The 20349-nt window shown below is 57.9% G+C and carries 14 protein-coding genes and 1 pseudogene; 6 read left to right on the top strand and 9 right to left on the bottom strand.

Features of this window, described 5'->3' with window-relative positions:
• Nucleotides 1-5 precede the first annotated feature (5 nt).
• Nucleotides 6-1460, top strand: a complete 1455-nt coding sequence (gene lpdA, locus D8Y22_RS19380) for a dihydrolipoyl dehydrogenase (protein ID WP_141466315.1) — start codon at nt 6-8, stop codon at nt 1458-1460.
• Nucleotides 1461-1505: 45 nt separating this feature from the next.
• Here lpdA and D8Y22_RS19375 read toward each other — a convergent pair whose 3' ends face one another.
• The 8 genes from D8Y22_RS19375 to D8Y22_RS19340 form a co-directional block, all read right to left on the bottom strand.
• Nucleotides 1506-1886: a Rid family detoxifying hydrolase gene (locus D8Y22_RS19375; protein WP_141466314.1), complete on the bottom strand. Its 381-nt coding sequence runs from the start codon at nt 1884-1886 to the stop codon at nt 1506-1508.
• Between the two features lie 336 nt (nt 1887-2222).
• The gene (locus D8Y22_RS19370) at nt 2223-3614 is read right to left on the bottom strand and encodes an MATE family efflux transporter (protein ID WP_141466313.1); all 1392 of its coding nucleotides are present in this window, start codon (nt 3612-3614) and stop codon (nt 2223-2225) included.
• A gap of 32 nt (nt 3615-3646) precedes the next feature.
• Nucleotides 3647-4681 (bottom strand): ABC transporter ATP-binding protein, encoded by a 1035-nt coding sequence (locus tag D8Y22_RS19365; RefSeq protein WP_141466312.1) that lies wholly within the window; start codon nt 4679-4681, stop codon nt 3647-3649.
• Entirely contained in the window at nt 4682-5836 is a 1155-nt protein-coding gene (locus D8Y22_RS19360) for an ABC transporter ATP-binding protein (protein WP_141466311.1), read from the bottom strand.
• A gap of 2 nt (nt 5837-5838) precedes the next feature.
• Nucleotides 5839-6855 carry an ABC transporter permease gene (locus D8Y22_RS19355; protein WP_141466310.1) on the bottom strand — a complete coding sequence of 339 codons (1017 nt, stop codon included), beginning with the start codon at nt 6853-6855 and terminating at the stop codon, nt 5839-5841.
• A 4-nt stretch (nt 6856-6859) separates the two neighbouring features.
• Entirely contained in the window at nt 6860-7849 is a 990-nt protein-coding gene (locus D8Y22_RS19350; RefSeq protein WP_141466309.1) for an ABC transporter permease, read from the bottom strand.
• Between the two features lie 62 nt (nt 7850-7911).
• The gene (locus D8Y22_RS19345; protein WP_174811925.1) at nt 7912-9399 is read right to left on the bottom strand and encodes an ABC transporter substrate-binding protein; all 1488 of its coding nucleotides are present in this window, start codon (nt 9397-9399) and stop codon (nt 7912-7914) included.
• A 454-nt stretch (nt 9400-9853) separates the two neighbouring features.
• Nucleotides 9854-11302 (bottom strand): MATE family efflux transporter, encoded by a 1449-nt coding sequence (locus tag D8Y22_RS19340; protein WP_141466355.1) that lies wholly within the window; start codon nt 11300-11302, stop codon nt 9854-9856.
• A gap of 543 nt (nt 11303-11845) precedes the next feature.
• Here D8Y22_RS19340 and D8Y22_RS19335 point away from each other — a divergent pair.
• From D8Y22_RS19335 to D8Y22_RS19315, 5 genes and pseudogenes are all read left to right on the top strand, one after another.
• Nucleotides 11846-13171: a M28 family metallopeptidase gene (locus D8Y22_RS19335; protein ID WP_141466307.1), complete on the top strand. Its 1326-nt coding sequence runs from the start codon at nt 11846-11848 to the stop codon at nt 13169-13171.
• 192 nt (nt 13172-13363) lie between these two features.
• A complete protein-coding gene (locus D8Y22_RS19330; protein ID WP_141466306.1) occupies nt 13364-14785 on the top strand; it encodes an amidohydrolase in 1422 nt (473 codons plus the stop codon).
• Between the two features lie 348 nt (nt 14786-15133).
• Nucleotides 15134-16555: an amidohydrolase gene (locus D8Y22_RS19325; protein ID WP_141466305.1), complete on the top strand. Its 1422-nt coding sequence runs from the start codon at nt 15134-15136 to the stop codon at nt 16553-16555.
• A 751-nt stretch (nt 16556-17306) separates the two neighbouring features.
• A pseudogene (locus D8Y22_RS19320) lies at nt 17307-17811 on the top strand (hypothetical protein).
• Between the two features lie 104 nt (nt 17812-17915).
• Complete coding sequence (locus D8Y22_RS19315) at nt 17916-18281, top strand: hypothetical protein (protein ID WP_141466304.1); 366 nt, start codon at nt 17916-17918, stop codon at nt 18279-18281.
• Between the two features lie 175 nt (nt 18282-18456).
• Here the strand turns inward: D8Y22_RS19315 and D8Y22_RS19310 are convergent, their stop codons facing one another.
• Nucleotides 18457-19671, bottom strand: coding sequence for a Cdc6/Cdc18 family protein (locus D8Y22_RS19310; protein WP_141466303.1), 1215 nt, complete (start codon nt 19669-19671; stop codon nt 18457-18459).
• Nucleotides 19672-20349: the final 678 nt, after the last annotated feature.

Genomic DNA, 20349 nt, shown 5'->3' with positions numbered 1-20349 from the left:
AATTCATGACGATTGACTCACCATCGACGACGACAGAACTGCTCATCATCGGCGCCGGGCCAGCCGGCTACGTCGGAGCGATCCGTGCGAGCCAACTGGGCCTCGACGTGACCATCGTCGACCGAGACGGGTTCGGCGGAACCTGCCTCAATCGCGGCTGTATTCCGTCGAAGGCGCTCATTCACGCGGCCGACACCGCACACACGGCTCGAGAGGCGAGCGAGTTCGGTATCGAGGCGGACGTGAGCGTCGATTTCGAGGGGGTCAAGCGATGGAAAGACCGTATCGTCCGTCGTCTCACGAGAGGCGTCGAGATACTTTGCGATCGAAACGACATCACGCGTCTCGAGGGCACGGCGACGTTCGAGGGCGATCGATCGGTCGCCGTTGATCGGGGCGACGGTGACCGCACGCGAGTGCGGTTCGAGCGGGCGATCGTCGCGACGGGAAGCCGACCGATCCAGCTTCCGGGATTCGAGTTCGACGACGACCGAATACTCGACGCGAGTAGGCTCCTCGAGCGCGAGGAACTGCCCGAACGGCTCGTCGTCGTCGGAGCGGGCTACGTCGGCATGGAGTTATCGATGGCGGTCGCAAAGCTCGGCGTCGACGTGACCGTCGTCGAAGTAGCGGAGAAGATACTGCCGGCGTACGACGCCGAGTTGACCGATCCCGTCGAACGGACCGCCGCCGAACTCGGGATCGACTTCGCGTTCGGACGAACCGCCACCGACTGGATGGACACCGACACCGGAAGCGTCACAGTCGAGCTAGCTGGCGAGGACGGCGACTCCGCTGGACTGGCTGGCGACGATAGTTCGTCGGCGAACCGACGCGAAACCGTGACCGGCGATGCCGTCCTCGTCGCCGTCGGCCGCGAACCGGTCACCGACTCGGTCGGCCTCGAGAACGCGGGTATCGACCTCGACTCGAGTGGCTACATCGAGACGGACGAAGTGTTTCGGACGGCAAACGAGCGCGTGTTCGCGGTCGGCGATGTGGCGGGCGAACCGCTGCTTGCCCACGCGGCCAGCGACGAGGCGACGAGCGTCGTCGAACGGATCGCGACTGCGGGAGCGACAGTGGAACCGACCGTCGTTCCGTCAGTCGTCTTCACCGATCCCGAAATTGCGACCGTCGGACTCACACCCGGGGCCGCCGTAGAACGAGACGATGTCGTCGTCGGATCGTTCCCCTTCCGTGCGAACGGGCGAGCGTTGACCGCCGGCACGAGCGACGGGGCGGTCAGAATCGTCGCCGAGGAATCGACCGGTCGCGTCCTCGGCGGCGACGTGGTCGGGCCACAAGCGTCGGAACTCGTCAGCGAGATCGGCCTCGCGATAACGAACGAGCTCACGGTTTCGGATATCGCCGGCACCGTCCACCCCCATCCAACCCGCTCGGAGGGTATCGAAGAAGCCGCGCTGGATGCCGTCGACGAAGCGATCCACACGATCTGATCGATCGACCGAGGCCGGTAGCTCGAGATGTCCCGATCCAGCGGATCAGTCGTGTGACGCGATCGCTTCGATCTCGAGGCCGACGCCCTTTGGCAAGTTCGCAACCTCGAGTGCGCTTCTGGCCGGGGGCTCCTCGTCGAAGTACGTCGCGTACACGTCGTTCATCGCGTCGAAGTCCTGGATGTCCTCGAGAAACACCGTCACTTTGAGCACGTCCTCGAGATCGAGTCCCGCTTCCTGGAGGACTCCACGGACGTTCTCGAGGCACTGTTCGGTCTGGGTTTCGATCGGTTCGTCGTCTAGGAGTTCGCCCTCCGGCGTGGCCGGAATTTGACCTGCCGTAAACACGAGCTGTCCATCGGTCGTTCCCTGACTGTACGCACCGACCGCTGCCGGTGCGTCGTCCGTCTCGATGATTCGAACCATCGCGTGACAATACGACTGAACTGCTCATATGGTTACCGGTTCCGGCTATCGTCCTGTGAAAATGTGCTTACTCGAGTGTTCCATCCGACATTGAACAGCCGTATCGACGCGTTATTCGCGATCGTCCGATCGGCTCGAGAGACGCTCCGAAACGGAGCCGTGGTCGATGCGGGCCGAACGAACCCCGAGTCCGCCGGATGCAACCGCCAGAAGTCGCCGTTGTCGGTGACGCGACAGACCGTCCAGCCGCGGCGATTCATACGGATCGTTGTCGCGTTGTGCCGGTGATCGCTCGAACTGAGCAGCGATCACCGGTAACGAATACGGCGGACCGTGTCACTGGACCGGTCGATCGTCTTCGGCCGCCGCGTCCCGTTCCCTCATCATCGCCGTTGCCGTCTCCACCCAGCTCCCCCACAGGAACCCCACACCCACGACGACGGCCCAACAGACGTACGAGAGAAAGATGCCGACGTAGATCCCGGGCAGGCCGTAGCCCAGTGGGACCCCGAGGAGATACGAGACACCGAGCATGCAGACGAACGCACCGGTAAACCGAGCGTAGAACGGGGTCCGGGTGTCCCCTGCCCCTCGCAACGCGCCGGCAAGCGGGAAGAAGACGCCGAAAAAGACCATCGAGATACCGAAGACCCGAGTGAACTCGATCGCGTACGCGACGGTTTGTGGGTCTTGCGTAAAGACCGAGACCAACTGCGACGCACCGACGAACAGCCCGACACCAGTTCCACCGAGGACGAGAACCCCGAGGACGACGAGTGCACTTGCGGAGAATCGCGCGTCGTCTGGTCGGCCATCACCCAACTGCTGGCCGACGATAATGCTCGCGGTCGTCGCAAACGATCTGTACAGCGGTCCCGTAAACTGCTGGTATATTCGTCGCGCGACGTGATACGCCGCGTTTGCCTCGGTCCCAAAGAGCAACAGCAGGGCGTTGAACGGAAAATTCGCGAGGGACGTGCTCATCCCTTCCGCAAAGGTCGGTATACTCACCTCAACGAGCTGTCGAGTGACTGCGAGATCACGCGGCCGGGCGAGTGAGAGTGTCGTTCGTGAACTCGCTATGGCACCCGTAATCGCGAGCGCTTCGACCGTCCGGCTGATCGCCGTCGCGATACCGACGCCGGCGACCCCCAGGGACGGGACGATCCAGACCCCCAGTCCCAGAGCGACCGTCAACAGGATGTTGAGGGCGTTCGTACTTCCGTTGATGAGCATCGGTGTCCGCGTATCGCCCGTTCCCTGTAACGAACGGGCGCCGACGAGTCCGGTGATCCGCATCGGTGCGGCCGCGAAGACAAACAGCAGATACACCCCGCCGAGGCGGACGACATCTGATTCGGCACCGAGAACGTCGATCAACACGTGACTGAACGATACCCCCACGACGACGAGTGGAAGCCCACAGAGTATCCCAATCAGTAATGCCTGCGTGATCGCCCGGTCGCGAACGTTGCGTGCACCCCTCCCGGTATCTTGACTCGAGATAGCGATCGCACCGGTCCCGAGCCCCAGTCCGATACGCAGTGGAATCTGGGCATAGAGATCCGCAAGTCCGACGGCGGCGACGGCTGCTGGGGAGAACAGGCCCGTAACGATGATGTCGACCGTTCGCATCATCGTGTTGAGGGTTTGTTGCACGGCGATCGGCCACCCCAGCGCGACCGCTCGCTTCCAAACCGAACGAGTTCGGTCGGCGAGGCTATCCATACAATGAAACCGCGCTTGGGGCCGAATCAGGGTTACTGCAGGGACTCACTGTTCCAGTATTCGTGGTCGTCGTCGATCCGGAAACAAGCGCTCTGTTGATCGGCGTGTTCGGTAGCATCGTGGAGAAGGGGTTTCTCTTTCGTACACTCCTCACGAGCGTATTGACACCGCGTGTGGAACCGACAGCCGCTCGGTGGATCCTTGGCGGATGGAACGTCCCCATCGAGCAACTCGACATCTCGGCGTCGCTCCTCGAGTGATACCTGCGGAACGCTCTTGAGGAGTGCTTCCGTGTAGGGATGTTTCGGATTCGAGAAGATCGTATCGGTCGCTCCCTTCTCGACGAACTCCCCGAGGTACATCACGCCGACCCGATCCGCGATGTGGTTTACGGCGGCAAGGTTGTGACTGATTAGCAGGTAGGTCAGGTCGTGTTTGTCCTGCAGATCCATAAGCAAGTTCAGGATCTGTGCCTGGACGGAGACGTCTAAGGCACTTACCGGTTCGTCCAGGATGATCAAGTTCGGCTCGATCGAGAGCGCGCGAGCGATGGCGATTCGCTGTTGTTGTCCCCCGCTGAACTCGTGGGGATACCGATCGATATGCGTCGAATCCAGGCCGACCTCCTCGAGTAACTCCTGTGCGCGTTCCCGTCGCGTCTTGGCGGTTCCGATATCGTGAATCAACAGGGGTTCGGTGATGATCTTTCCGACCGTCATCCTGGGATTCAGACTCGAGTTCGGATCTTGGAAGACGATCTGGGTTTGTCGTCGGAATTCGGTTCGGACCTCACGGTTCGTCGTTGCCTCCGGAAAGATTATCTCTCCGTTGAAGGCGATTTCGCCGTCCGTCGGGGTACGGAGGTTGAGTATCGACTCCGCGGCCGTCGATTTGCCACACCCCGACTCACCGACGATAGCAAACGACTCCCCTTCCGTAAGGCTGAACGAGATCCCGTCGACCGCTTTGACGCTCTCTTGTTCCGCCATCAGAAGCTTATCCGTAATCGAATTATTCGTGTAATAGTACTTTTCGAGACTCTTGACGTTCAACTGTGGCGTAGACATCTATTCTCCCCCTTGTTCGATAGTATCCGGAGTGATACTCTGTGCGTCCGGTTCGGCGAGGACGCATTTCGACATGTGTTCGTCGTTCAGCATAACATCGGGCGGTTTCTCCGCGAAACACTCGTCTTTCGCTTCGGGACACCGGTCCGCGAAGTAGCAGTGGTCACCCATTTCGGCGTCCATCAGGGACGGGACGTTTCCACTGATCGGTCGGAGCTGCTGGTCGTCGACCTGGATGTCCGGAACGCTCTGCATGAGTCCTCGCGTGTACGGATGTTCCGGTTCGTCGAGGATCCGTTCGATATGTGCGTACTCGACGATTTCGCCTGCGTACATCACGCCCACGTGTTCGCACGCTCTGGCGACGACGCCGAGATTGTGCGTGATCAGCATGATGCTCATGTCGGTTTGCTCCTGGATATCTGCCAGCAACTCCAGGATCTGCGCCTGAATCGTCACGTCGAGAGCCGACGTCGGCTCGTCCGCGATGAGGATGTCGGGGTCCGCCGCCAACGCTTGTGCGAGGATGGCCCGTTGAAGCATCCCGCCGGAGAACTGATGGGGGTACTCCTGGGCCCGCTGTTCCGGGTCCGACAGTCCAACCATCTCGAGGAGCTCGACGGCTCGCTCGCGACTCTGTTCCGAGACGAACGTGTAGGAGTTGGAGACCGTACTGAGGATCAATTCCCGCAAGCCGTACTCCCTGCCGGACGTATCGTCCGCGAGCCGGCGTTGTACTTCGACGGCTTCAGCTATCTGTTCACCGACCGTGTACGAGGGATCGAAGCTCTCCATGGGATCCTGAAAGACCATGCTGAACGAGCGCGCTCGAAGCCGTCGGCGGGCCTCGTCGGACAGCGTCAGGATATCGACGTAGTCCCCGTCCGTCTCGACCGACGGATCGGATTCGTACTCGGCGACCAGCGACTGGTTCCGGTACCAGATCTCCCCGCCGTCGACCCGACCGGGGGATTCGATCAGTCCCATGATCGTGAGACCGGTCACGCTTTTCCCGCTGCCGGACTCGCCGACGATCCCCAACACGTCCGTTTCGTAGAGATCGATGTCGACGCCCTCGACCGCGTTTACCTGTCCTTCGTCCGTGTAGAACCGGACCTTGAGATCCCGTGCCTTGAGTATTTTCTCTCGAGTCATTGTTACTCGACTGCACCTCCTGCGTCGACGTCCGGATCGAGTGCGTCCCGGAGCCAATCACCCATCAGGTTCACGCCGATGACCGCGACAACTATGGCGAGCCCGGGGAAGAGCGCGACCCACCACGCGGTCCCCATGTACTCGCGTCCGAACGCGATGTCGAATCCCCAGGACAGCGTCACCCCGGAGAATCCGAGGAAAGAGAGGACACTCTCCAGGATAATCGCTGACGCGACCCGGATCGTGGCCAGTACCATCACCGGCGTCAACGCGTTCGGATACAGATGGCGCCTGATGATCGCCCAGCTGCTCGCTCCCGAGGCCTTCGCGGCCTGGACGTAGTTCTGGCTCCGGAGCGACAGCGCTTCCCCGCGGGCAACGCGTGCGAAGTGGTCCCAGGAGAAGACCGCGATTACGAGGGTGATCGCGCCCGGAATGACGGTCGTCTCCGGCATGTCCGGCGTGATACCCAACGAGACGAACGGATCGGGCACTGGTATGGGTAAGGACCCGAATATTCCGATAATGGCGATCGCTAGCACCAGTCCCGGAATGGAGAGGCGCACCTCGATCAATCGCATGAAGAGATCGTCGACCCAGCCGCCGTAATAGCCCGACGTCAGGCCGAACGCGGTCCCGAGCATGAACGCCAGGAGGGTACTGACGATCCCAACGACCAGCGACACGCGAGCCCCGTATATGATCCGCGAGAGGATGTCCCGTCCCAACGGATCGGTACCCAGTGGGTAGGCCAACGTTCCGGTCTTCGTCACCGTCTCCTGGGTCACTTCCTGTTCGAGCCCGTCCAGTTCGACGGTCTCTTCGGTGACATCTTGAGAGACCATCACCGGCGGCTGGTTGGAGATATCCGAGTTCTGTGCCGTCGGATCGTGGGGTGCAAGAACCGGGGCGAATATCCCGGAGACGACCACGAGCAACAGGCAGATCAGCCCGATCTTGGGAAGCAGTGATCTGTGGAATACGTCGCGTAAACTCTGTAATGTGCGTTTCGAGAACATCGTATCACTCCAAACTGACCGTCGGATCGAGCACGGTGTACGTGACGTCGACGAAGAAGTTGACCGTCACCCACGAAACCGAGACGAGTATCAGGTATCCCTGAATGATCATCCAGTCGCTGTTGGTCAACGCATCGATTATGAGGTTCCCGACGCCCGGCCAGGAGAACACGACCTCGACGACGATCGATCCACCGATGAGGTAGCCGACCTGCAGTCCGACGACGGTCACGACGGGAAGCATGCTGTTTCGCAAGGCGTGTTTGTACAGGACCAGCGGCTCGGGAAGTCCCTTCGCTCGGCAGACCTGAACGTACTCCTGTTCGAGCTCTTCGAGCATTTCGCTTCTGGTCAACCTCGTTATCAACGCCATGAAATACGTGCCAAGCGTGATCGCCGGCAGGATGATGTGTTGGAACCACGTTACGAATCCGCCGGCATCCATCTCGAAAACCAGCAGCTGTACCGCAGCCACGAACCCGGTTCCCCGGCCGCTCGTCGGGAAGAACCCGATCTGGACCGAGACAACCATGATCAGCATGAGTCCCAACCAGAAGTTAGGGGTACTGATACCCAGCAACGAGGCCAACGAGGCACCGTAGTCGAGGGGTTCGTCGCGATTGGTCGCGCTGATAACGCCCAACGGAATCGCGATGATGAGCGCGATGACCGTCGCGGCGATCGCGAGCTCGATCGTCGCTGGGGCGCGATCGATCAGTAACTGGCTGACCGGGGCGCCCCGGACGTACGAGTTACCCAGATCACCGGTCAGTACGCCACCGAGATAATCGAGGTACTGGACGTAAATCGGTTGATTCAGCCCGAGCTCCTCGGCGACGCGCTCGCGGAGTTCCGGGCTCGCCGTCGGCGGCGTCATGACGTTTATCGGACTCCCCGGCGAGATGTGCCGAAGGACGAAAATCAGTGTAATCGCACCCCACACTACGAGAATACCGTGAACGAAGCGTTTGACGAGATATCTGCCTGAAACCATATTAGTCACCCATCGCAATGATCTACCAGTCGACCCGATTCATCCGTGATTTCCGTCTCATGTTACTCGTTCCGGGTTGCGGACTGAGGGTAAACGGCCTCGTCGATCCGTGGATCGAAATCGATGCGATTGCTCATCCCGTACAAATTGAACGAGTTGTACAGCCACACGTTGACGTACTCCTCGTGAAGCCACCGGCTGATCTCCCGACTCGCCTCCAGGTAGGGTTCCCACTCGCTCATCTGGTTCGCCTCGTCGATCAACTCCTCGAGTTCGTCGTAACAGTTACCGCCCCACGAGCCTTCGACCAGCGAACACTGCACGACTGCCGTCTTGACCAGGAAGTCCGCACCGCCCCACCCGACGATCGACGCGACGGGCTGATCCGCCGCGTTGTCGGAGGTCAGATCGTCGATCCAGGAGTTCGAATCGCGGATGTTGACATCACAGGAGACGTTCGAGAGCGAATCGATATCCTCGGTAATCGCCTGGGCCACTTCGGAGTCCCTGAGGTATCGTCCCTGGGGCGTGTGCAACTCGAAGCTGGTCCCGGCAAAGCCGCTCTCGTCGACGAGTTCCTCCGCTCGCCCCGGATCGTACGGGTACTGCTCGAGGTCGGGATGGCTCTCGGGCAAGAACTCCGGGGCCAACGTCGTCGTCGCTTCCCCGTACTCACCGACGACGTTGTCGGTTACGTCCTCGTTGTCGATCGCCAGGCACATCGCCTGTCTGAACTCCGTGCTCTGGAACGGCGTATCGTCGCCCACGTTTCGCATCTGCATGAACACGGACCGCGGGGTCGGCGTCGTTGCAGTGTGTGCGTTGTCGTCGTCACGGAGCTGAGTGAGCCCCTGGGGATTGATTTCGACGGCCAGATCCGTCTCCCCGGCCTGTACCTGTGAGACCTGCGTCTGAGTTTCGCTGGCGATATTCCACCGAACGGTCGTGAAGTCCGGTTCCTCGCCCCAGTAGTCCTCATAGTACGTGTAGACCAGCTCTTCACCCTCGACAGCCTCCTCGAGCTGGTAGGGGCCCGTCCCGTTCGGTTCCTGAGCCGGATCGTTGTTCTCCACGAACTCCTTGCTCATGATGGACGGATATCCACATACTCGATCGATCGCTTTCGGGGTCGCGTTCGACATGATGAGGTCGACTGCGAACTCGTCTTCGACTGCGACGGCGTCTTCGTACGTGGGAACTCTTGTTTCCCGAGGTGCTCCGATCTCGCTTTCCTCAACATCAAGTCCGCGCTTGAGTGAAAAGACCACGTCCTCCGGGGTCAGTTCGTTCCCGTTGTGAAACGTCACGCCCTCCCGAAGGTAAAAGCGGAGTTCGGTTTCGTCGTCGTCGATAAACTCCCAGTCAGTCGCGAGACCAGGGTAGGGATCGACGATGTAGTTCCCGTCGTCGTCCGTCTCCTCGTTATTGTAGAGCAACGGCTCGTACAACGAGTAGTTGATCATGTCGTAGGTGTTCGACGACGCGTGGTTCTGCGGATCCATCGACTCGGGCCAGATCGGCTGCGTGGCCACGAGCGTGTCGTCGTCCACATCCGTCTCGGTTCCACCGTTTCCGCCGCCGTTAGGGTCCGACTCACCCGAGCAGCCGGCCATTGCAACGCTTATACTAGCACCAGCACCCATGCCGATATACTTCATCAAATCCCGCCTATTCGTGTCTGTCTGTTTCATGATTTACCGGAACTCCTTTAGACAAATACAGAATACCCATATATGCGTTACGATCCGCGAGATTCCATTGTTGCCAATTACCCCCCAGTCATAATACGTATAGTATCCCCTTATACAGTCGATACTCCTCCCCACGGCTATCATAATTGAATCGTAATTATGTATCATCGCCAATGGAAATTTTCGACGTAGCCATCGGCGGACCGTGATACGGTTTTCTGTCCGTCAGTTCCGACCCAGCCGCGACCCGGGCGGCAGCTGGGCCGGGACATCGGTACAGGAATCTGTATGACACACCTCGAGGGGGTGCCCGTTAATCGTCTGCCTTGCTCGCGGGGGGACGATAACCGCGGCTGATAACCTTCCATTCGCCGCCGTCGAAGCGCCGATAGTTTATTGCGGCTGGAATAACTGACTCCGCGAAGAATATCAAGTACAACCCGATAACCCCGAGCGATGTCGTCGCTCCGATGTACGCGACCGGAATCGCGACGCCGAACATTCCGATCGCCTGGCTGTAGAACGGCCACTGCGTATCGCCAGCCCCGTTCAACGCACCGTCCGTGACGCGCGCGACGCCCTTGAAGACGACAGCACCGCACGCGGAATAGACGAACGCCACGGCAGTCGAAACGGATAGTTCCGACGGGTCATCGACGAATAGCAGCGTGATGGGTTCGGCAAAAACGAAGACGGCCGCTCCTAGGACACCGTAGACCACGACCGCGAACAACACGATTTCGCGGGCGTAGATCTCCGCGCGTTGCTCGTTTCCGGTCCCGAGCTCCTGACCCACGAGGCTCGAACAGGCGAGTGAGAACCCCCATCCCGGCGTGTTCATCAGATCGAATATTCGCCGTGCGATAACGTATGCGGCGACGATCTCCGGGCCGAACCGGGCGACGATTGCAAGAATCGGGAACTCCGACAGCCGCCAGACGACCATTTTGGCCAATACTGGCGTCCCGATCGAGAACAGTTCCCGATGGGTCTGGGCGGTCAGATACGATCCGAACGGGTCGACCTGTATCGGGAACGTCCCGATTCCGGGCAGCCGACCGGCGATCAGTCCGACCGCGAACGCGACCGTCACCGCAATACTCGCGACGGTAGTTCCGAGCGCGGCCCCGAAAACACCGAGATCGAGCCCGAAGATGAAAACCGCGTTAAGGACGATGTTCACGGTCGCACCGCCCGCCCGGATCACCATCGGCGTCCACGAGTCGTCCATTCCGACATAAAGCCGACTCCCGACCAAGTTGAGGCAAGCGAACGGAATTCCGAGGCTGACGGTCTGCAGGTAGACCGCCCCAAGTCGGATCGATTCGGCGTCGGACGTCAGCAGCGAGATCAGTTCTTCCGGAACCAAGAAAAACGCCACCGTAAACGGAATCGAGAGGCCGAGCGCCAGAACGAAACTCGAACGGATCGCATCGCCGAGTTCCGCGTAGGCATCCGCGCCATATCGCTGTGAGACGAGCGCAATCGTTCCGCCGGCGACCCCGCCGCCGACGGCCCGGCCGAGCCCCCAGAACGGCATCGCGAGTCCGACCCCTGCAATCGCTGCGGAGCCGGCGGCGATACCGACCATCGCGACGTCGACCGCGTTTTTCGACATCCGCGCCAGTCCGGTCACGATCCGCGGCCACGCGAGGTCGGTCGCCCGTCTCACCCGCCTTGCGTCGACGAGCCCGAGCTTCGACAGCGCGAGACCGATCCACAAGATGGACAGACGGAGGGGATTCGGCAGTCTACGGAACACGATCGTGTGTACTTCCACCGACTATGCGAGGATAAATGTTCAGTAGGCGGTGAGATTGACCGGGGACGGTTCGTGCCGACAGCCGCGTCGCTCGTCGAAGCGGGAAACCATCTGGAACGCCTCGAGGGTGATGCGCCGTAAAGCGTACGACACAGGTGGTCCGACGCGAGTTCTTCGACTCGGTTCCGCAAACGAGACCGCTGGTCGTGAGTGTGGACCGATCTCGTCGCACCTGTTCCCAAGCCCGATTTTTACGGTTATTTTCACACATACACCACCTATAGATGCACAGTATTTCGAAATATCGGGATTTGGGAGATGAATGTCCAATATATGATCGACCTTAGAGGATTACGCTAATACATGTGTAAATGTCCATCGGAAAACGCGATGAACGTCGCCAACCCTGGAAACCGTACTCGTAATCGAAACAATAGCTGAATATGGGTTATACAATAAAAGGGGAGTCTGTCTAAAAGGAGAGTCTCTCGGGGAGTATCGTCCGATCGGCACTGTTATTTACAATGCTGGGTATTACAGACTATGTCACCGCTACCGGCTGATGTTATCGGCGACGCATACGAGAACGGTATCGAATGGGACGTGCTCACAGATCTCGTCGAGGTCGGCGGTCGAATGGCAGGAGAAAACGGTGAGGAGGCAGGAGCAACGATCGTCGAAACCGCGTTCGAAGAATCGGGCCTCCGGAACGTGGACACGAACGAGTTCGCTATCGACGGCTGGTCGCGTGGATCGTCGTCGGTACGGATCGACGACCGGACGTTCGACCTCGAGCACGAAGTCATCGCGCTGCCGGGAACGACAGCCGGCGAGGTTACAGCAACCCTAGTCGACCTCGGGTACGGTCGCCCCGAAGCGATCGGATCGGAAGTTGAAGGGAACATCGTGATGGTCCGTTCGGACGTTCCCGACGAGTACGGCCGGTGGGTACACCGCATCGAAAAGTACGCCGAAGCCGTGAGACAGGGCGCCGTCGGCTTCGTCTTTCGGAACCACGTCGACGGCCAACTCCCGCCGACCGGCGAAATCGGGTGGGGGAGACGGCCGTCGCCGATACCCGCCGTCGGCGTCTCCGCCGAACTCGGCGGTCGGCTCGCCCAGTACGCCGATTCGGCGCCCACAGCCACGCTCAGTGTCGAGTGTTGGAACGGGAGTGCCACGTCGGTCAACGTCGAAGGGACCGTCGGCCCCGACACCGACGAAATGGTCGTCGTCTCCGCACACGTCGATGGCCACGATATCTCCGACGGCGCACGGGACAACGCCGCGGGCAGCGCGCTCGTGGCCGAAATCGGTCGCCTGCTTACGGCCGTCGAGGACGACCTCGAGACGACGGTCCGGCTGGTCACGTTCGGTGCCGAAGAGATCGGTCTCCTGGGCTCGCATCAGTTCGCGTCGGTGACCGATCACGACTCGATCAAATGCGTGTTAAACATCGACGGGGCCGGCGACTCGAGGACGCCAAGCGTTCGGTCCTACGGGTACGACGTGATGACCGATATTATCCGGGACGTCACCGACGATCTCGGCGTCCCGCTCGAGGTTCGAGACCAGATAAGTCCTCATAGCGATGCGTGGCCGTTCGCCGAAGTCGGCATTCCTGCGGTTACTGCTGGATCGGTAACCGACGATTCCGGACGTGGATGGGGCCACACCCACGCGGACACGCTCGACAAAATCGATCCGCGGGACATGCGCGAACTGGCGATCATCTACGCGAATGTTGCCCTCGAACTCGCGACGAACGCCCGACATGTACCACACGTCTCCCGGCAGGAATATCGCGAACAGGTCGGTGACCATATCGAACGCGAACTGACGTTCTTCGACCGATGGTCACACGAATAGTGTCGCTGACAACACACGAGTAGTCGATCCCCGCACGAATAGTCGATTCTCCCACGTATGGTTCGATGCCCGTTCTACTGGGTGCTGTGAGAGCGAGGATCGTCTGCGTGGGCTACTCGAAAATCGTCCGTATCCGCTACCCGAATAATTATACCTGTGGCAAAGAATGGGGTATCCGAGGACATTCGTTCTATGAGTGTGACGACAGTCTACGAAACGGTCGAATCGAACCGCGAACAGTTGTACGATCTCGCCCAGGAGCTGTGGGAGAATCCCGAACTCGGGCTCCACGAGTACGAGTCGGCTGAAACCCTCGCTGAAACGCTCCAAGACGAAGGTTTCGACGTCGAGATGGATATCGGCGGCATGCCAACGGCATTCGTCGCGACGTATGGCAATGGCGAGCCAACGGTCGGTATATTAGGTGAGTACGACGCCCTTCCAGGGCTCTCTCAGGAAGTAACGGCAGAACGGTCGCCGATCGAAGAAGGTGGGGCCGGCCACGGCTGTGGCCACAACCTCTTCGGCGTCGCCGCACTCGGCGGTGCGGTTGCGGTGAAACGTGCCATCGAATCGGGCGAGCTCGAGGGGACGATTCGCTACTACGGCTGCCCGGCCGAGGAAACGCTCGTCGGCAAGACCTACATGGCCCGCGCAGGCGTCTTTGACGATCTCGACGCCGCGCTAACCTGGCATCCGGGCGACCTGAGTACGCCCTGGGCAGGGAGTTCGAACGCGCTGAACTCCCTCGAGTTTACCTTCGAAGGCGAGTCCGCACACGCCGGTGGGTCGCCGGAGTCCGGTCGCAGCGCACTCGATGCCGTCCAACTTATGAACAACGGGGTCGAGTTCATGCGCGAACACATTACCGATAACTCCCGTATGCACTACGCGATCACCAACGGCGGTGACGCGCCAAACGTCGTACCGGCGGAGTCGTCCGTCTGGTACTTCGTTCGCGCCCCCACTCGCACTGAAGTCGAGCGCAACACCGACTGGCTGCGCGATATCGCCGAGGGCGCGGCGTTGATGACCCAGACCGAGGTCAGCGAACGATTCCTCTCGGGATGTTACCCGTATCTCGCTAACGACACCGTCACGGACGTTATCTGGGAGACTATGCAGGATGTCGGTCCCATCGAGTACGACGACGAAGACTACGAACTCGCTCGAGATCTCGTCGAAACGGTCTCGGAAAGCAATCGTGACGCCGAACTCGAGACGCTCCCGGACGACCTGCGCGAGGAAGTCGAGCCCCACGCTCTGTATCCCGAGCCGATCGAGTCGTTCAACAAGGAGGAAATCGGCGGTGGCTCGACCGAAGTCGGTGACGTGAGTTACATCACGCCGACGGGACAATTCCGCGCGGCGACGTGGCCAGTTGGGACACCAGGTCATTCCTGGCAAGTCGTCGCAGCCAACGGCGACTTCGGCCAGAAGGGCGCGATCTTCGCAGCGAAGGTACTCGCCGGGTCCACGTACGAACTCATGACGAACTCACAGCTGCTCGAGAAGGCCAAAGACGAGTTCACCGAGGCGACGAACGGAGAGCCATACGAAACGCCGCTGCCACCGGAGGCCAAACCGCCGTTCGACATGACGGCCGACGACTGACGATAGTCACTCCTCGGAACAGGATCACCGATGCTGATGGGAGCTGAAATGGTTCATACACTGATCGTACAGCCGTCAGCCAATCAGGTGTGTGGTGACTTGCAGTGGCAACTGGAGCGTATTTGATGTGGAGTGGCTAGAACGTATCGTCAACGTTCACAACGTCATCCTCGAGTTACGTCCGCGAATTACGATCTCTGACGCACTCGAGTTACGCCTTCGAGTTAGAATCGTCGAGTGTTTTTCGATTTGTTTGACCACACGTTGACCAATCAACCTCAGGTATTGGTAATCGGTATATTTATGCGATGTGAGACATAACCGATTAGCCACGGATTAGCATACCAAATGAGTACAACATCTGTCTTTCGGACAGTTGAATCGAACCGTGAACGACTGTACGACCTCGCTCAAGAGCTGTGGGAGAATCCCGAGCTCGGGCTCCACGAGTACGATTCGGCGGAAACACTCGCCGAGACGCTCCAAAACGAAGGTTTTGACGTCGAAATGGATATCGGCGGCATGCCGACAGCCTTTGTCGCGACGTACGGCGATGGGGAGCCAACGATCGGCCTCTTGGGAGAGTACGACGCCCTTCCCGACCTCTCACAGCAGGTGAAAGCCGAACGCGATCCCGTCGAGGCCGGCGGTCCAGGCCACGGCTGTGGTCACAACCTCTTCGGCGTCGCCGCACTCGGCGGTGCCATCGCAGTCAAACAAGCCATCGAATCCGGCGAGCTCGAGGGGACGATTCGCTACTACGGCTGCCCGGCTGAAGAAATTCTTGTGGGGAAGAGTTACATGGCCCGCGCAGGCGTCTTCGACGACCTCGATGCCGCACTGAGCTGGCATCCCGGCGATTTGAACACGCCGCGAGCCGGCAGTTCGAACGCCCTAAACTCGCTTATGTTTACGTTCGAAGGCGAGTCCGCACACGCCGGCGGATCGCCGGAATCGGGACGCAGTGCACTCGACGCGGTCCAGCTCATGAACAACGGTGTCGAGTTTATGCGCGAACACATTACAGATACCTCGCGCGTACACTACGCGATTACCAACGGGGGCGATGCACCCAATGTCGTGCCCTCGGAAGCGTCCGTCTGGTACTACGTCCGAGCACCGTCACGGACCGAAGTCGAGCGCAACACCGATTGGCTGCGCGATATCGCCGAGGGCGCGGCATTGATGACCCAGACCGAGGTCAGCGAACGATTCCTCTCGGGGTGTTACGACACGCTCCCAAACAGTACGGTCACCGATGTCATCTGGGAGACGATGCAAGACGTCGGTCCCATCGAATACGATGACGAGGACTACGAGTTCGCCGCTGAACTGCTCGAAACGGTTTCAGAGGGCAATCGTGACGCCGAACTCGAGGGGTTGCCCGACGAACTTCGTGCGGAAGTCGAAGAGCAGGCACTCTATCCTGATCCCGTCGAACCGTTCAACGAAGGCGAGGTCGGGTCGTACTCGACGGACGTCGGCGACGTGAGTTACATTACGCCGACCGGTCGGTTCAATGCGGCAACGTGGCCGGTTGGCACACCTGGACACACCTGGCAAGTCGTCGCAGCCAACGGCGACTTCGGCCAGAAGGGTGCAATCTTTGCGGCGAAGGTACTCGCTGGATCGACGTACGAGTTGATGAACGATCCGGAGACCCTAGCAGCAGCACGAGAAGAGTTCGTTGACGCGACTGCTGGCCAACCGTACGAAACGCCACTGCCACCGGCGGCCGAACCCCCGTTCGACATGACAGCCGACGATTGATACGGATTGCTGTAACGATTTACCGGCGAAACCGCAGACGGGTCGCGGTTTCGGCGGTAACGACTTACAGTAAACCGTATGAGAGTGGCTCGAGAGCAGTGCAGTAGTGGAAGATCTAACTATGATTTTTGAGGTTTATCGTGAAACGATGTTTGATCTATACTATAAAAGATGGTAGTACCTGTGTCAAATCTACCATCATTTCGATGTATTCTTCCCCACACATACGATTATAAACACTTATCCACACATATTCGTTCATATTCATGTCTTTTTCGTGGTTCTCCCTAATATATACTGTCATACAACAGTATGTTGAATCGATATTCACGCAGTTTCAGATATTCTGACAAATTCGAATGTATATTATATGTCTACTATTTAGCTGGCAGTATAGTGGCTTCGAGAACTGGCTCGGAATACAGACACCGAATTTCCGGTGAAATCCACGACAGTCAGACTGTCCAATAAGTAGTTCGCAGTGATCCAATGGATGGTGGGTTCCAGTAGTTTCTCACCGATTGAATTCACCGGAAATTCGGTGTGTCGAGCGTTGGTTGGACTTAATCTCGTTTCTCGCCAGACACCGAGTTTCCGGTGAATATCAGATGGTGATCGGAAAATAATCAAATGGGACAGAGCGATCGCGATGGCGATTTCACCGGAAACGTGGTGTACACTGTGGGAAGTAAGCGTATTCGGCTCTGTTGAAACCCTTAGTAGTTACAGGTTCAGTCGGTAGTTTGAGTAGATGCAGACCCACCCAAAGTCACGGTTGCTCCGGTTTGTCGAGGAAGCATTTCAGTTAGCCCAACGTGCCGTCGCTCGATACTCCTCGAAGTTCTCGAAGCAACGCTACACGCTCCATCAGCACATCGTTCTCCTCTGTCTCAACGTTCGAAAGGATACGACGTATCGAACACTTCTCAACGAACTCATCAAGATGCCCCGTATTCGGACCACGGTCAACCTCACTGAACTTCCTTCCCCATCAACACTGTGCAAAGCGTTCGATAGACTTGATATGGCCGTCTGGCGAGCCCTTCTCATACGGATTGCTGTAACGATTTACCGGCGAAACCGCAGACGGGTCGCGGTTTCGGCGGTAACAACTTACAGTAAACCGTATCAATCAGAGACCGTCAACGCAACGCTCAAGCGGAAGTACGGTGCTCGTTCGCTCACGACGCTGGTGGAAACAGTTCTGTGAGCTCACCATCGCCTGTCTCGTTCACAATCTCGACCGATCACTCTGAGCGGTCAATATAGGGTGCAAATCTAGCGGTAGCATGCTGAGGAACAAATACTTAGCATGATAAAACCAATTCAATTTCAAAGCATGATTTCATCTCAAGGGGAAATGAAGCAGGACAGGAGCGTTACTGACAAAATGAAAATCACAGCTATTGGACTTGCATACCTGTTGGTGGGTGGTGGCTTCTTTATCAGTCTTGCAACGGATTCAATACAGTTGTTCACCGCAGTTGCTGTTGGAATTCTTGGTTTGCTTATAATCTCGCTGGTTATCATTATCAGACGCGAAGGGTTGGTAACTGCCGAGAACAAGGTTATCGGTGTGTTCGTTCTGTTAGCGATGGGGCTGCTATTTGGACTCTCTGCGTTGACTACTCTTTCATCTGAGATCGTCTTTGGCATCGTCTTCATAGTCGGAATTATTGTCCCCCACTTACTCTTCCAGTACACCCATTACGGAACAATCGGGTAATCGATTCTAATACTCAATTCACATCTCCTACCTACCGTCTGTTTCATTCTACATGGTGACTGAAAAATCGGATTTCAACAGGGCCGCGTATTCAGTATAGCGGACACCACGTTTCCGATGAAAAGTGCCACACGTTTTCGGGAATGGTACCACGTAGTTCCGAGAGGAAAGAATATCAATCAGTAGCCTCAGCGAGAACGTTTTTGACGACTTCTGGATCCTCGAGGAGCATGTGCTCCGTATAGCTGCCTTCGGCACTGCCACCGCTGTGGCGGGATTGTTCGATGACATCGAGGAACGCGTGTTCTTTGAGGAGGTCGCGAACACGACGGAGTGAAAGCGACTCGACGCCCTCTTGGCGACAAATTTGCTCGTAGACATCGTAAATGCGAGTGGTCCTAAATCCCTGTTCGGGGGCGTCAGCGTTGGGCGAGCCATGATCGAGCGATAGAACGGTCAGCGCCTGAAGCACGTGTTTCGAGTGGGGCGTCGATCCGCGAATGAGTTCGCGAAACCGGTCGACCTCGGCTCGTTCTCGAGCCTGAACGACGAACTCCTCGCGGACGGTCTCAGCACTCGTCGATTGGGCGATTTCGCCGGCGTACCGTAGAATGTCGATCGCTTTCCGGGCATCTCCGTGCTCTCGAGCGGCGAGTGCCGCTGCACGCGGAATCACAGCCTCCTCGAGGACACCCTCTCGGAACGCATCGTTACGAGCTTCCATGATGTCATTGAGTTGGGTCGCGTTGTACGGTGGGAAGACGAACTCGCGTTCACAGAGACTGGATTTGACGCGCTCGTCCATCCGGTCTTTGTACTTGATCTTGTTACTGATCCCGATGACGCCAATTTTGCAATTTGTGAGTTTCCCGGCCTCGCCCGCACGCGAGAGTTGCATAAGAATCGCATCATCCTCGAGTTTGTCGATCTCATCGAGGATAATCAAGACGACATCGTAGGCCTGATCGAGCAATCGCCAGAGGCGTTTGTAGTACGTGGCTGTACTGATGCCCTTATCTGGAATGTAGATATCAGTCTCCTCGGTGTTGACCGAACTAGCGATCGTCTGGACGGTTTGGGTTTCGGTGCTATCTTGTGCACAATCGACGTAGACGTACGCAGCTTCCGTCCCCTCTTCTTCGGCGGTATCCACGAGTCGGTTCGAGACGTATTTTGCACAAAGGGATTTGCCAGTGCCGGTCTTGCCGTAGATAAGAACGTTACTCGGACTCTGGCCGAAGATTGCAGGGTTGACTGCACTCGCCAGTTGCCCGATTTCGTCGTCACGACCCACGATACGACCCTCGTCCGGAACGTGGCTAATCTCGAGAAGTTCTTTGTTGACGAATATCGGATCGTTCCGAACGAATAGATCATCGGAGTCGGACATTTGCTCAGACACCGTGTTTCCGGTGAAATACCTTCAACGTTTCGCCGAGACACACACACCACGTTTCCGGTGAAATGGGCTGAAATGGTGTGGGAGGGAAGTTGAAAGAGGGGATGGAAGTTGAAAGAGGGGATGGAAGTTGAAAGAGGGAGAGGGAAGAGTTTATTCACCGAAAAAGGTATTCAATAGAGAATACTCAAGAGACATTCTGGATTTGGAGAACGGTAAGTAGGCGTTCAACGGAAAGTCCTAGTAGAGTGTATGAGAACACTATTAGACGGAATGTGAGAGTCAATAGGTTTTAGATTATCTGATCAGGACAGTAGATTATCTAACTAAGATGGTGATAGGATCCGGATGAGTTGCTGATGGGAAATAGTGAGCGGTCTCGATTAGATAATCTAACGAGATAAAATAGAGAGAGGTGATAGAGGAGGAGTTCAAGTGGAAGAGAAATGCGACTATGACTGTCTTTTACTTTGCGATCCATTCAATGGACTATAAACACACCAAAATAATAAAACTTCTCATCTAGTTCGCCTTCTATCTAACTTTCGACCGGCAGTTCCCACAGGCCTTCGTTGAGGATTTCACCGGAAATCCGGTGTGTGTGTCTCAGTTCCGGTGTATCTCATAGTGATTAAGCCGAATCCTTACCGGTAAGGTACGGCCAGATGT

Origin of the sequence: Salinadaptatus halalkaliphilus (assembly GCF_006543045.1) — an archaeon.
Taxonomy (GTDB): domain Archaea; phylum Halobacteriota; class Halobacteria; order Halobacteriales; family Natrialbaceae; genus Salinadaptatus; species Salinadaptatus halalkaliphilus.
This window is presented reverse-complemented; position numbering and strand designations above follow the sequence as displayed.

Bases quoted from the DNA above. Each gene is read 5' to 3' on its own strand.
- lpdA (WP_141466315.1), top strand. From the start codon at position 6: ATGACGATTGACTCACCATCGACGACGACAGAACTGCTCATCATCGGC.
- D8Y22_RS19375 (WP_141466314.1), bottom strand. From the start codon at position 1,886: ATGGTTCGAATCATCGAGACGGACGACGCACCGGCAGCGGTCGGTGCG.
- D8Y22_RS19370 (WP_141466313.1), bottom strand. From the start codon at position 3,614: ATGGATAGCCTCGCCGACCGAACTCGTTCGGTTTGGAAGCGAGCGGTC.
- D8Y22_RS19365 (WP_141466312.1), bottom strand. From the start codon at position 4,681: ATGTCTACGCCACAGTTGAACGTCAAGAGTCTCGAAAAGTACTATTAC.
- D8Y22_RS19360 (WP_141466311.1), bottom strand. From the start codon at position 5,836: ATGACTCGAGAGAAAATACTCAAGGCACGGGATCTCAAGGTCCGGTTC.
- D8Y22_RS19355 (WP_141466310.1), bottom strand. From the start codon at position 6,855: ATGTTCTCGAAACGCACATTACAGAGTTTACGCGACGTATTCCACAGA.
- D8Y22_RS19350 (WP_141466309.1), bottom strand. From the start codon at position 7,849: ATGGTTTCAGGCAGATATCTCGTCAAACGCTTCGTTCACGGTATTCTC.
- D8Y22_RS19335 (WP_141466307.1), top strand. From the start codon at position 11,846: ATGTCACCGCTACCGGCTGATGTTATCGGCGACGCATACGAGAACGGT.
- D8Y22_RS19330 (WP_141466306.1), top strand. From the start codon at position 13,364: ATGAGTGTGACGACAGTCTACGAAACGGTCGAATCGAACCGCGAACAG.
- D8Y22_RS19325 (WP_141466305.1), top strand. From the start codon at position 15,134: ATGAGTACAACATCTGTCTTTCGGACAGTTGAATCGAACCGTGAACGA.
- D8Y22_RS19315 (WP_141466304.1), top strand. From the start codon at position 17,916: ATGAAGCAGGACAGGAGCGTTACTGACAAAATGAAAATCACAGCTATT.
- D8Y22_RS19310 (WP_141466303.1), bottom strand. From the start codon at position 19,671: ATGTCCGACTCCGATGATCTATTCGTTCGGAACGATCCGATATTCGTC.